This window comes from Streptomyces sp. NPDC050636 (assembly GCF_040654775.1).
Lineage (GTDB): Bacteria > Actinomycetota > Actinomycetes > Streptomycetales > Streptomycetaceae > Streptomyces.
This window is the reverse complement of sequence record NZ_JBFAIP010000141.1, coordinates 1-13,048: the sequence shown is the minus strand read 5'-3', so window position 1 is coordinate 13,048 and position 13,048 is coordinate 1. Positions and strand designations below refer to the sequence as shown.

The 13,048-nt window shown below is 69.5% G+C and carries 11 protein-coding genes and 2 pseudogenes; 11 read left to right on the top strand and 2 right to left on the bottom strand.

Features of this window, described 5'->3' with window-relative positions:
* The 7 genes and pseudogenes from AB0I10_RS37970 to AB0I10_RS37940 form a co-directional block, all read left to right on the top strand.
* Nucleotides 1-1,228: pseudogene (locus AB0I10_RS37970) on the top strand (FAD-dependent oxidoreductase); the annotation flags it as partial.
* Between the two features lie 143 nt (nt 1,229-1,371).
* Nucleotides 1,372-1,664: pseudogene (locus tag AB0I10_RS37965) on the top strand (TerB family tellurite resistance protein); the annotation flags it as partial.
* 456 nt (nt 1,665-2,120) lie between these two features.
* Complete coding sequence (locus AB0I10_RS37960; protein WP_363157314.1) at nt 2,121-3,416, top strand: ATP-binding protein; 1,296 nt, start codon at nt 2,121-2,123, stop codon at nt 3,414-3,416.
* The gene (locus tag AB0I10_RS37955; protein WP_363157313.1) at nt 3,413-3,847 is read left to right on the top strand and encodes a roadblock/LC7 domain-containing protein; all 435 of its coding nucleotides are present in this window, start codon (nt 3,413-3,415) and stop codon (nt 3,845-3,847) included. Before AB0I10_RS37960 ends, AB0I10_RS37955 begins: the two co-directional genes overlap by 4 nt.
* Nucleotides 3,844-4,206, top strand: coding sequence for a DUF742 domain-containing protein (locus tag AB0I10_RS37950; RefSeq protein WP_363157312.1), 363 nt, complete (start codon nt 3,844-3,846; stop codon nt 4,204-4,206). The genes AB0I10_RS37955 and AB0I10_RS37950 overlap by 4 nt, the downstream gene beginning before the upstream one ends.
* The gene (locus AB0I10_RS37945; RefSeq protein ID WP_363157311.1) at nt 4,184-4,801 is read left to right on the top strand and encodes an ATP/GTP-binding protein; all 618 of its coding nucleotides are present in this window, start codon (nt 4,184-4,186) and stop codon (nt 4,799-4,801) included. Before AB0I10_RS37950 ends, AB0I10_RS37945 begins: the two co-directional genes overlap by 23 nt.
* On the top strand, nt 4,798-6,054 hold the full coding sequence (locus AB0I10_RS37940) for a cytochrome P450 (RefSeq protein ID WP_363157310.1): 1,257 nt from the start codon (nt 4,798-4,800) through the stop codon (nt 6,052-6,054). The genes AB0I10_RS37945 and AB0I10_RS37940 overlap by 4 nt, the downstream gene beginning before the upstream one ends.
* Before the next feature lie 160 nt (nt 6,055-6,214).
* On the opposite strand, the gene AB0I10_RS37935 is transcribed toward AB0I10_RS37940, so the two are convergent.
* Nucleotides 6,215-8,641, bottom strand: coding sequence for a LuxR C-terminal-related transcriptional regulator (locus AB0I10_RS37935; protein ID WP_363157309.1), 2,427 nt, complete (start codon nt 8,639-8,641; stop codon nt 6,215-6,217).
* 414 nt (nt 8,642-9,055) lie between these two features.
* Complete coding sequence (locus AB0I10_RS37930) at nt 9,056-9,244, bottom strand: hypothetical protein (RefSeq protein ID WP_363157308.1); 189 nt, start codon at nt 9,242-9,244, stop codon at nt 9,056-9,058.
* Between the two features lie 108 nt (nt 9,245-9,352).
* Here AB0I10_RS37930 and AB0I10_RS37925 point away from each other — a divergent pair, with 108 nt between their 5' ends.
* From AB0I10_RS37925 to AB0I10_RS37910, 4 genes are all read left to right on the top strand, one after another.
* Nucleotides 9,353-9,781 (top strand): Rrf2 family transcriptional regulator, encoded by a 429-nt coding sequence (locus AB0I10_RS37925; protein ID WP_363157307.1) that lies wholly within the window; start codon nt 9,353-9,355, stop codon nt 9,779-9,781.
* Nucleotides 9,782-9,894: 113 nt separating this feature from the next.
* Nucleotides 9,895-11,103 (top strand): MFS transporter, encoded by a 1,209-nt coding sequence (locus AB0I10_RS37920; RefSeq protein WP_363157306.1) that lies wholly within the window; start codon nt 9,895-9,897, stop codon nt 11,101-11,103.
* A 44-nt stretch (nt 11,104-11,147) separates the two neighbouring features.
* Nucleotides 11,148-11,657, top strand: coding sequence for a GNAT family N-acetyltransferase (locus AB0I10_RS37915; protein WP_363157305.1), 510 nt, complete (start codon nt 11,148-11,150; stop codon nt 11,655-11,657).
* A 378-nt stretch (nt 11,658-12,035) separates the two neighbouring features.
* Entirely contained in the window at nt 12,036-12,782 is a 747-nt protein-coding gene (locus AB0I10_RS37910; RefSeq protein ID WP_363157304.1) for a class I SAM-dependent methyltransferase, read from the top strand.
* The last annotated feature ends 266 nt before the right edge of the window (nt 12,783-13,048 follow it).

Genomic DNA, 13,048 nt, shown 5'->3' with positions numbered 1-13,048 from the left:
GCCCGCACGGCGCCGCCAAGCTCGGCGCGGGCGTCTTCACGTACTCGATGTTGTCGGCCTTCGGCGACGGCGTCGGCCGGCTCATCTCCCCCGCCAAGGTCGCAGCCGACAACCCCGGCCTGCGCACCGACAACCTCAAGGCGGTCGCGGTCTACGGCGACCACCAGATGAACGACGCGCGCGTGGCCGTCATGACCGTGCGCGCGGCCCGTCCAGTCCGGTGCGGTCGTCATCAACCACGCCGAGGTCACGGGCCTGCGCTTCACCCACGGCCGGGTGACGGGCGCGGACCTGCAAGACCGCCTGGACGGCACCGAGTTCGGCGTCGACGCACGCCTGGTCATCAACGCCACCGGTCCGTGGGTGGACCACCTGCGGCGCATGGAGGACAGGGGCGCGGCCCCCAGCATCCGCCTCTCCAAGGGCGCCCACGTCGTCCTCCGGGGCAAGGCCCCGTGGAAGGCCGCGATGGCCACCCCGATCGACAAGTACCGCATCACCTTCGCCCTACCGTGGGAGGACCAGCTGCTGCTGGGCACCACCGACGAGACGTACGAGGGCGACCCGGCGGACGTGCGCGCCACCGAGGCCGACATCCAGCAGATCCTGGACGAGGCCGCGCTGTCGGTGCGCGACGAGCACCTGTCGCGCGACCTGATCACGTACGCCTTCGCGGGTCTGCGGGTACTGCCCGGCGGGCCGGGCGGGGTGGAGTCGGCCAAGCGCGAGACGGTCGTCACCGAAGGGCGCGGCGGCATGCTGTCGGTCGCCGGCGGCAAGTGGACGACCTACCGCCACATCGGCCGTACGGTGCTGCGGAAAGTGGCGCAGCCGCACCACTCGCTCTCCGGCGATATGAAGCCGGTCTCCCACCTGACACGACGGGTACCGCTGCCCGGCCTCGCCGCCCCCGACGCGGTCGTGGACCGGCTGCTGACCAACCCGGGGGCGGGCGCGCGGATGGACCCGCAGACCGCGCGCCACCTCGCCACCCACTACGGGGCTCTGTCCTTCGACATCGCGCACCTGGTCAGCGAGGACCCGGCCCTGGGCGAGCGGATCCACCCCGACGGCCCGGAGATCTGGGCACAGGTCGTCTACGCGCGCGACCACGAGTGGGCCCAGACCGTCGACGACGTGGTGCCGCCGTACGACGCTGACGATCCGCGGTCTCGCCACGGACGAGGTCCGCGCCCGCGTCCAGGACCTGCTTGTGCAGAAGGACTGAGGCGATGAAGGAGCCGGACACGAACCGACACTCCGAGTAGGAAACCATCCTCAACATCACGATCACACGGCGCCGTTGCCGAAGAGTCCCCAGCCGGCGGCAGTCCGTGCCCGGAGCATCGGACGGAGCCACCGGCGGGATGAGTGCAACGCGTATGGGGAGTGCGCACGACCTGGCGCACGGTCGGCGACGGCGAGTTCTTCTGCCCCGGCTGCGGCGGCGACCGCAACTACCTGAGCCGCACCGGCCACCACCGGCGCGCTCTCCTCGGCCTCCCCCTCCGCCTGCGCGGCACCGCCGGACCCGTGGTCGAGTGCGCCGCCTGCAGGACCCGCGTCGGACCGACGTCCTCGATCATCCCACCGCCACCCACTTCTCGGCGACGCTCCGCGACGCCGTACACACCGTCGCCCTCGCCGTCCTTACCGACGGCGGCGTTCGGGGTTGTCGCCCATGGTGATCAGCAGGGTGACGGCACTGTCCGGACCGACTGGCACATCCATCTGCTCGCCGATGCCGCGCTGAGCACAGATCCCGTCGTACGGGAGCGGGCAGCCCGGGAGGCTACTGATGGCCGCCGTCGTGCCTGCGTGCGGTTAGCAGCCACACACCCCTTGACGTCGCGCTCATCCGGGACAAAACTTCCGTTCACCGGTCGACATTGCCGAACACCTACCGGCAATACGCGATGAGTGTGGCAATGCCAAGGGCCGGCAACGCCCTCACCTGCGGGCGCGGACCACCGGAGGGGACGCAGGTGTTCCCTGGCATCACCCACCGCCACGGTGCCGCGTCCGGCCCGGCCGATCGAAATCCGATGGGCCATCAGAGCCGGTTCCCGCATGTCCCGCTGCCTCCGCGCCTGTCGTACTCCCCCCTTCACGAGGACCTGATGACACAACACATACCGGAGGCGGTGTTCTGGTGCCTCGCCGCGGTCACGCTCGCCGAAGTGTCGCTGCTGGTACGCCAGTTCCGGATCACCGCCGCCCTGCGCCGTCGACTGACGATCCACCAAGCCGGCCTGCTCGCCCGGGAGGAGGAGGTCCGACACCTCTCCGAGGTTCGGCTTCCCGCACTGGTCGAGGCGCCCCACGGCAGCGCACCCGTGCCCGAGCCTCTCGATGCGGATCTCGCCGGAACGACGTACGGAAGGAACCTGCAGCAGATCGTCGAGCAGTTCACCGGGGCCGCCGAGGCCACGCGATCCCGGGCGGACAGGTCGGCGAAGGCGACACTGAAGTCGGCGATGCGTGCCCTGCAGGCATTGGCGAACGAGCAGCAGGTGTCGATCTCCGACATGCAGGACCGGCACGACGACCCCGATGTGCTCCGGGACCTCCTGGAGATCGATCACGCCAATGCGCAGTTCGGCCGGAGGGCGCAAGCCATCGCCATGCTCTGCGGCTCGTGGCCCGGACGGCAGCGGACCGCGTCACCGCTGCTCGACGTCGTACGCGGTGCGACATCGAGGATTCGGGACTACCGACGCGTCAAGGTGCACTCGCGCGTCGACATGGACGTCGTGAGCCGGGCCGTCGAGCCGGTCGTCCTCGCGGTCGCCGAGCTGCTGGACAACGCGGCGCGGCACTCCCGGCCCAACACCACTGTCGAAGTCGGCATCCAGCCCGCCCACAACGGCGTCAGCATCGTCGTCGACGACGCCGGCATCGGCATGGACGCGCGCGAAACCGAGGAAGCCGGTCGGCGTCTGTCCGGCCTGGTGGACATCGACATCAACAAGCTCGGCAACCCGCCTCAGTTCGGCTTCGCCGTCATCGGCGCACTCGCCGCCCGGTACGGATTCAGCGTCTCGGTCAACACGCAGTCCCCGTACGGCGGTGTGCGGGCCGTGCTCTTTCTCCCTAACGCGCTCCTCAACCGGGTGCGTTTCATGGGCCCACCCATCCCCGCGCTGGGAGCCGAGACGTCGCCCGCCCCGGAGCCGGCCTCCCCCGGCGCATCCGAAGCGGAGGCAGCGCCGCCGTCCACCGCGGGTGGCCTGCCCAAGCGCCGCCGATGCACGCAGCAGCGCCAGGCAGCCGACGGCGGCCCCGAGGCCCCGGTCTCCGCTCCCGCGCTGGTCCGCCCCGCCGCCGAGACCGCCTCCCGTATGGGCGCGTTCGCCCGCGGCACCCGCTCCGGCCGCGGCTCCTCCCCCGACAGCGAAGGAACCCCCCAGGAATGACCGGCCAGATGACCAACGAACTCGGATGGATGCTCGACGAGGTCCTGAAGGTCCCAGAAGCCCGCCACGCGATCCTGCTCTCCGCGGACGGGATGCTCCGCGCCCACTCCCATGGCATCAAGCGCGACGAGGCCGAGCGGCAGGCCGCGGCGTTGTCCGGACTGCAGTCCATCAGTCGCAGTACCGCCGAGTTCTGCGGGCTGGAGACCTCGCCGTGGCAGCAGACACTGGTCGAGTTCGTCGACGGGTACGTCTTCCTGGTGGCCGCCGGCGCGGGCGCCTATCTGGCGGTCTCGGCCGGCCAGGACGTCGACATGGAAGCCGTCACCTACAGCATGCACAAGTTGGTCGACCGGCTGGGCAAGGAGCTGACCAGTCTGCCACGGCCTCAGTCCGTACCCGGCAGGCCGGACGACTCCGGTACGGCATGACCCCGCCGCGCCCCCGGCATGACAGAGGACTCGTACGGCCGTACGTCGTCACGGAGGGGCGCGCCCATCCGACGCGCAACACACTGGACCTCGTGGCGCTGGTGACGGCCGTACACGACCGTCCCCTGAACGGGCTGAGCCCGGAGAAACGGCATGTGATCGAACTGTGCCGACCCGGGGCACTGTCGGTCGCCGAAGTTGCCGGTCATCTCGCTCTGCCGATGAGCGTCACCAAGGTCCTGCTCAGCGACCTCGTCGACAGCGGCCATGTCCACGTCCAGCCTCCCGTCCCCAAGGCACAACTGCCCGACGCCCGACTCCTGCAGGAGGTGCTGGATGGGCTCCGCTCCCGTTTTTGATCCGGTCGACCCGGTCACCCCGGTCTACGTCTCGGACACGGTCACGACCGCGATCAAGATCCTCATCGTCGGCCACTTCGCCGTCGGCAAGACCACGTTCGTCGGCACCCTCTCCGAGATCCGGCCGCTGCGCACCGAAGAGACCATGACGCAGGCCGGCGAGCTCGTCGACGACCTCGCGGGCGTCCCCGACAAGACCACGACGACCGTGGCCATGGACTTCGGCCGCCTCACGCTCAACGAGTCCCTGGTGCTGTATCTCTTCGGCGCCCCCGGGCAGAAGCGCTTCACCCAGCTGTGGAAGGACATGCTGAACGGAGCTCTCGGCGCACTGGTGCTGACGGACACCCGAAGGCTCGACCAGTCCTTCGACATCATGGGCCTGCTGGAAGAGCTCGGGGTGCCGTACGCGGTCGCCGTCAACCAGTTCGACGGCGCTCCGGTGTTCCCCGAGGAGGAGATCCGCGAGGCTCTCGACCTGCTCCCGGAAACCCCCCTGGTCACCTGCGACGCGCGGGAAGCCACGTCCGGTGCCGGAGCGCTGATCTCCCTCATCGAGTACCTCCAGACCCGCACCCCTCAGGAGCAAGAATGACGACACCCCGGCCCGCACACGACGCGGCGCCTCCTCCCGACTGCCCGGCGCACGCCGACGCACGTACGGTGGAGCGGCTGTACGGCCCGGAGTTCGCCGCCGACCCCATGGCGTCGTACACCCGACTGCGCGTCCACGGCTCCGTCGCGCCCGTGGAGATAGCGCCCGGCGTACGCGCTTCTCTGGTCATCGGCTACGACACCGCTCTGGAGGTACTGCGCAGTCCCGAGCGCTTCTCCAAGGACCCGCGTCGATGGCGGGTTCTCGCCGACGGGACGGTGCCGGCGGACAGCCCGGTCGTGCCGATGATGACGTACCGGCCGAACGCCCTGTGGACCGACGGCGACGAGCACAGCCGACTGCGCGGCGCCATCACCGACAGCCTGGGCCGCGTGGACCCCGACGCGCTCAGGCGCCACGTGGAGCACAGCGCCGACACCCTCATCGACCGGATCGGCCCCAAGGGACGGGCGGATCTCCTCCACGAGTACGGTGCCGTCCTGCCCCTGCTGGTCTTCAACGAGCTCTTCGGCTGCCCGCCCGTCACCGGGGACAAGCTGGTCGAGGGCATGTCCGGGATCTTCGACGCCGACGCCGGCTCCGAGAAGGCGAACGCGGTGCTGGCCGAGGGCGTCGCCGAGCTGGTGGCACTCAAGCGGGCGGAGCCGGGGCCGGACGTGACGTCCTGGCTGATGGCCCATCCCGCCGGGCTGACCGACGAGGAGATGACGCACCAGCTGGTGGTGCTCATGGGCGTGGGCACCGAGCCCCAGCTGAACCTGATCTGCAACGGCTTGCGGCTGCTGCTGTCCGACGACCGGTTCGCCGGTGATCTCGCACGCGGCACCATGCCCGTCGAGGACGCCATCGACCAGGTGCTGTGGACCGACCCGCCGATGGCGAACTACGCCGTCCACTATCCGATCCACGACCAGGAGCTCGACGGAACCCTCGTGTGCGAGGGTGAGCCCATCCTCATCAGCCTAGCCGCCGCGAACACCGACCCGGGCCTCGGCGGCGAACGCCGAACCGGCAACCGCGCGCACCTCGCGTGGAGCGCGGGCCCGCACACCTGCCCGGCGAAGGGCCCCGCCCGGGTGATCGCCGCGGTCGCCCTGGAGAAGCTCCTCGACCGGCTCCCCGACATCGAACTGGAAATCCCGGTTGAGAAGTTGGAATGGCGGCAGGGCCCCTTCCACCGGGCTCTGGCCGGCCTACCCGTCCGCTTCCCGCCGATCAGCCGGCGGGTCTGACGGTCTCCGGTGTTACGACGTGGTCGGCGAGACTCCGTTCACATGCCTCACGCTGGAGGTCCGGACCACGACGATCTGGTGGTCACCGAGGCATTGAGCTGCTGGGTCTGCATGTCGTCAGTCGCTGGCGCCGGTACCGGCTCCTCAGTGAGAGTCTCGGTCACGGTTGGGAGCGATGGCCGTATTGGCCCATGGCTTCGGCGAGCTGGGGCCGGCCGTCGATGCCGAACTTGCGGTACACACTGGTCAGGTGGAACTCGACAGTCCGCAGGGTCACGTAGAGCGCACTGGCGATCTGTCGGTTCGTCAGGCCCTTCGTCGCCAGTGCGGCGATCCGCCCTTCCTGGTCGGTGAGGCGCCCACCCACGCCGGTTGCCGTCGGGTGGTCGACCCCGGCGGTGATCAGCTCCTGGTGCAGCCGCGTGGCGAGCGGTTCTGCGTCGCACTCCCGCACCAGTGCGGTGGCCTCCAGCAGATGGCTCCGCGCCGCCTCGGGTTCGCGGCTCCGCCGGTTCAGGGCGGCAAGGTCGAGCAAGGTCAGCGCCAGTTGGTGTTTGGCCGGTGAGTTCCGCAGCGTGGCGAGCGCTTCGGTCAGCAGCCCGTGCGCCTCGCTGTCATCGCGAGCCATGGCCGATACGCGCAGCGCGGTCCCGATGGCACGTTCGGTGCCCCACCGGCGCGCCGACTCCAGCTCGCTTTCGGCGAGGGTCCGGGCGCGGTCGTGCTGCCCGAGCGCGAGGTATGCCTGGGCTGCGGCGGACCGCCAGGGGAAGACCGCGGGATTGGTCACCTTCCAGGCGGTCACGCGGCGCCCGCACTCCAGCAGGTCGTGCAGTCCGGCCTCGACGTCGCCGGTCCGTACGCGGAGATTTCCGCGAGCGATCAGTACGAAGCTGTACGGGAGCAACGTCGGGACGTCTCCCAGCAGGTCCCTTCGGGAGAGGACCTGCCACGCTTCGTCGAATCTCCCTCGGATGGTGAGCACTTCGACGAGGGCGGCTGCGCAGCCCGGCGCGTCGGGGTCGCTGTGGGAGGTGTCCCACTCGTCGAACAGGTCGAGGGACGACTGCAGAAGTTCGGCCGCTTCCGCGTACCGCCCGGCGAACGAGGCGGTCAACCCGCGCGCCAGCAGGACGATCGCGGTTGGTCGTAGGTAGCCGCTCGCTCGTGCCTCCTGCTCGACACCGCGGCAGAGCTGTTCGACCTGGTCGAGTTCGTCGGCGCGGATCAGGACGGACAGCGCGTAGAGATAAGGGCGCTCGAACACGGTCAGATCCGCCTTCGCGATCGCGTCCCTGGCATAGCGCACCGCATCCTCGCGCGATCCGCCCTCCAGCGCTTCACGCACGGCCAGGAAGGTGAGCCGGGCGCGCCGCAACTGGGGGCTGTCAGGGACATCCGCACACAGCTCGTCCCGCCGGACGCGGGCCTCCGCTGCGGTGGCCAGGTCGGTGTAGGCGGCTATGAAAGCCATACAGCGGAGGTGCCAGCCGAGGTCGCGTTCCTCAGCCGGCAGGCGTTTCGCCACGCGATCGGCTGTTGCGATGGCTTCGTGGGTCGAGTCCGCGGCCAGGCGAGGGATGAGGTTCAGGGCCGCGTTCGCGGCGTCGCGCGGGTCCGTCGTCTCGTCCAACGCGGTGCGAAGGCGCGCGATGCCCGCGGCCGAGTCGAAGGCCAGCTCGGCGTTGCCCAGCTCGCACAGCACCTTCGCGCGCTGATCGGCGACGAGCGGCTGGGTGAGAGCGTGGCGCAGGTAGGTTGCCGATACGTCGGGCGCCCCTCGGCCCATCGCACGCCCGGCCGCCCGCCGCAACGTGTCGACCGCCCATGGCGTGGCTGCACCGGCCTTGAGCAGGTGGGCGGCGACCTGATCATCCGGGGCGTGAGCCTCGTGCAGCAGCCGGGCGGCTTCGCCGTGGGCGGTGATGCGCGCGCCGACGGACATGTCCTCCAGCACCGTGTTCCGCACCAGGGAATGCGTGAACGCCAGCGGGTAGGTGTTGCGCAGGATCTTCAGCCGCACCAGCGTGTCGAGGGCGTGGGCGGTGGACCGGAGGTCCGTCGCCACCAGCGCCGAGACCTGGCGGAATTCCGCGTTGTCGCCCAGGATCGCCACGGCCTGCGCGATTCGCTCGGCCTCGGGGCTGGCGTGCAGCTTCCGGCGCAGATGGTCAGCGAGCTTGGGAGAGCTGAGCTCCAGTACGTCTTTGACCCTGATCTCGGTGGGCAGCCTGCCGTCGGGACCTTTGAGCGTGCACAGCAGCGCCTGGAGCAGCAGGGGGTTTCCGCCGGTCGCCTGATGGCAGGCAGCGGCGAAGTCCTCGTCGATCGGGGCGCTGGCGGACTGTTGCAGCAGCCGGGTCGCGTCCGCCGGGGGCAGCCCGGTCAGCTCGATACGGTGTGCCGATACGGCGAGGTCATGTCGCGAGGCTTCGTCGAGCGCCGGTTGTCCCGTTGCCGTGCAGATCACGAGCAAGACCGGCATCGAGGCGAGTCGCCTTGCCGCATAGGCGAGAAACCGCATCGACGGGGCGTCCGCGAGGTGCGCGTCATCGACCGCCAGCAGCAGGGGGCCTCGGCAGGACAAGTCTCCCAGGAGCCGATGGAGGCCGTGCAGCGCCTCGAACAGAGGTGGTGACAGGCGGCGACACATGCACATGCACCAAACCGCTCTACACCACCTCTGAGCTGCATAGATGCAGGCCATCCCACTGCACCCGCAACGCTGCCCCAAACCCGGCGCCAGTGGAAGCCAAAGACGCATGGCAAGACATCGTTGCAGGTCAGAGGGTCTTTGATGGTCAGCAAGTCAGCACAAAGTCAGCATCGGCGGCGCCGCGCCGGAAAACGGGCCGCATCCCGGCGCCATGGGGCACGCCGTGGTCCAGACCTCCGCAGTGTCCGGGATCGAGACCGATGCCAGTTGCCAGTTGCCAGTTGCCAGTTGCCAGTTGCCGCACCTCAGCACAACCTCTCCCGAAGTTGCCAACCTCCCTCTGAATTAACGGAGTTGGGTGCCCCCCTCTTCGATGATCGGCGACCCCGTCTCCTGCCGGGCGGATGCACCGCAGGAGTTGGCGGCTACCTTCCGCTGCCCGCCGCGCAAGTGGATCAGCCGGGCGAGCCCGCCTTCGTAGACGGTGCTGACCTTCTTGGTGTCCAGTACAGCGGTCTCTGCGGCGATCCGCACAGCTCGGGGCACCACACCGCGGGCAGGACTGGACACACACAGGCCTGTCGTAACAGAATTGGTTGCGACACGGGGCGGCATCGGCCACTACGGGTAACGGGAGGTTCCATGAGCGCGAACAGTCGCATGACCGTGGCCACGCACGCGCTGACCTGGATGGCGCTGGTCTGCCCCAAGCGGCCCGACGGCATCGTGACGTCCGATCAGATCGCCGTCAGCGTCAACACCAACCCCGTCGTCATCCGTCGCACACTCGGCAGCCTGCGCGACGCGGGCCTGGTCGTCTCGCAGCGCGGCCAGGGCGCGGGCTGGAGGCTGGCTCGCGCCCCAGAGTCGATCACACTGAGGGACGTCTACCTGGCCGTTGAGCCTGATCCGCTCATCGCGCTACACGCCGCAACTCCCAACCAGGAGTGCCCCGTCGGTCGCGGCCTCCCACCTGTGCTGCGGGAGGCGTACAGCCGTGCGGAGGAGACGATGAAGGCTGAATTGGCCGATGTCACCGTCGCCGACGTGCTGAGGGAGACGGTTGCCTGAAGCCTGGATCCTGAACTCCAGTCCCACCCGGCTGGTCCGCATGGACCGGCCTTTCTTCGGACCATTGTCGTAACTATTTCTGTTACATCTACCATCCTGGAGGTCCCTCCGTCGTGTACCGATCACTTGTCGTCCTTGCCGCCGGAATGTTCGCCATAGGCACCGACAGCTTCGTCATCGCCGGCATCCTGCCGGACGCAGCGGACTCCCTCGGTGTCCCCGTCGGTACCGCCGGCTGGCTGCTCACCGCCTACGCCTTGACCTACGCCGTGCTCGGTCCCGTCATGGCCGCGCTCACCGCGCGCTGGCCGCGCCGCATGCTGTTTCCCGTCGGGTTTGCGATCTTCACTGCGGGCAACCTCGTAACGGCCTTCGTCCCCGTCTTCGGTGTGGCCCTGGCCTCGCGGGCGCTCGCCGGGCTCGGCGGTGCCATGGTCACTCCCGCCGCCGTCGCCGCAGCTGCCGCGCTCGCGCCACCGGAGCGTCGCGGCCGCGCCATCGCCACCGTCATGACCGGCCTCAGCGCCGCGACCGCACTCGGTGCGCCCATCGGCACGGCGATCGGCAGCCTCACCGGCAACTGGCGCGCCACCATGCTGTTCGTCTCCGCGCTCGGAGTGCTGGCCGCCGTGGGTATCGCCCTGCTCCTGCCCGCGATCCCCACACCCCCGGCGGTCCCGCTGCGCACGCGCGTCGCCCCGCTCGCCGACCGCCGCATCGGCCTGGTCCTGCTGACCACACTCCTCGCCTATACCGGCCTGTACACCGTCTACTCCTTCATCGGCGAGAGCCTCGACCGCGCTACCGGCGGCAGCGGCACCATCCTCGCCGCCCTGCTCTTCGTGTGGGGCCTGGCCGCCACCGTCGGAACACTCGCCTCGGGCGGTCTGATCGACCGCTTCGGCGGTCGCCGCATCATCAACACCTCGATCACCGTGGCCGCGATCGACTTCGCGCTGCTGCCATGGACGAGCGCACACCTGCCCTCCACCGTCGCGGCACTCCTCGTATGGGGCGTCTGCGGATGGGGACTTCTGGCACCTCAGACCCATCGCCTGATCACCGCCATGCCGACGGCGGTACCACTGCTCACCGGCCTCGCCTCGGCCATGGTCTACATCGGTGTCTCCGTTGCGCCCCTGGTCGGGCAGGTCGGGATGGCATGGTTCGGCGCACACTGGCTCGGCGCCGTCGGCTCGGTGTTCATCGCACTCGCCATCGTGGCAGCGGAGGCGGCACACGCCGTCATCCACCGGCACGGGACAGACAAGGTTCCCGCGGCACCAGCACCGGCACCGGCACAGCCCTTGCCGACCAAGTAGCGCACGGCCACCAACACCCCATGTACAGCAAGGACTGAACGACAGTGATCACGACGAAACGCCTCCGACTGCGCCCGCTCACCGACACCGACACCGACACCGACTGGTGGGTGCACCTGCACGCCGACAAGGACGTCAACCAGTTCGTCGGCGGCTACACCCACCAGGAAGCCGCAGCGCGCCTGCACGACGTCCACCAGCAGTGGACCCAGCGCGGCCACGGACTGTGCGCCGTCGAACTGAGAAGCACCGGCGAGGCGATCGGACGCTGCGGCCTGAACTGGTGGGAGCAGTTCGGCGAGACTGAGATCGGCTGGACCTTCGCCCGCACGCACTGGGGCCGGGGCTACGCCACGGAAGCAGCCCAAGCCGTTCTCGCGTGGGGTTTCGGGCCGCTGGGGCTCAAGCAGATCACCGCCATGATCCACCACGGCAACACTGCCTCATCTGCCGTCGCCCAGCGTCTCGGATTCACGCCCCTACGCGAGGACACCGTCCTCGGCCGCCCCTGCACCGTCTACGCCCTGGACCGAGACGACTTCCCCTCCCCCTGAACGCCGACCGCCGCCCGCCGCCCGCCGCCCGAGCAGCGATGGCCTTCACACAGGAACACCGCCCACGGAAGGCACCCGAACGGGGAGTGCGACGGCCCCGATCGGAGCGCCTGGCACGTTCACCGGACCCACTCGTAGTCGCCGTCCGAGCCCCCATCCGGCGTCCCGCTCGTCGCGTCCTCCCTCCCACACGCCTCGTCTCAGACACCGCCTTGATCGGCCTTACCGGCACCGGCAGACTGAACCGGTCCGCTCCCCCGCGCTCGGCCAACGGCAGCGGTGTTCCGATGCACTTCGTTCGCCCGGAAACCGGTCCTTCGCCCGGAAACCGGTCCGAGGAATCTGTGGAACGGGGAACGGTCTGTGGAAGGGGCATGGATGGCAGCGCATGAGTCGGTCTTCAGCATGTGCTTCGGTGAGGTCGCCGGCCTCTACGACCGGTCCCGCCCGAGGTACGCCACCGAGGCGCTCAGGTGGGCACTCGGTCCCCCACCGCTCCGCGTTGCCGACCTCGGTGCCGGCACCGGCATCCTCAGCCGACAATTGACCGCACTCGGCCATGACTGCGTGGCGATCGAACCCGACGCGAGAATGCGCCACCACTGGCGTCAGACCACGGGGACACAGGTAGTCCACGGAACCGCCGAGGACATCCCGCTGCCCGACCACAGCGTCGAAGCCGTCGTCACCGGCGAGGCATACCACTGGTTCGCCCCGCACCGCGCCCATGCCGAAATCGCCCGAGTCCTCAAGCCCGGTGGATGCTTCGTTGCCCTATGGATCGTCAGGGACGAGACCACGCCATGGGCCGCCGAACTCACCGCGCTCCTCGCCCGCTACGACCGTACGGGAAAGACCGAAGTCAAAGGCCCGATCATGCAACAGCCCTTCACACCTGCCGTCCGGAAGGAGTTTCCCCACGTCGCTCAACACACCCACGACTCACTGCTCGACCTTTACCGGTCCCACTCGTACTACATCACCGCTGCCCGGCCCCAACAGCTCACATTTGAACGGGACTTAGAGCACCTCATCCGCACCCGGATCACCTCGAACAGACGCGCCCGCTTCGCCCTTCCCTACCTCACCCTCGCCTATCGCACCCGACTCACCGACGACCGCTAGGGGATGCCCGACAGGTATGTGCCAGATCACCCCGTCTCCCGCACGCCTGCCTCCGCGCACGGCCACGGCCACGGCCACGGCTCGGCGGAGGACTCACTCGGCAGGAGGCTGTCAGGGGCTCGACGACCGGCGACCACCGGCCTCGCGGTCGGCGGTGGCGGCCGGCCCGGGCCACGCCGGTCGACCGGCCGCCGGGTGGCGTGCGTGCGGAGCCGTCCGTCGGGCGGCTCCGCGTATGGGGCGTCGGGTTCAGTCGGTGATGTACC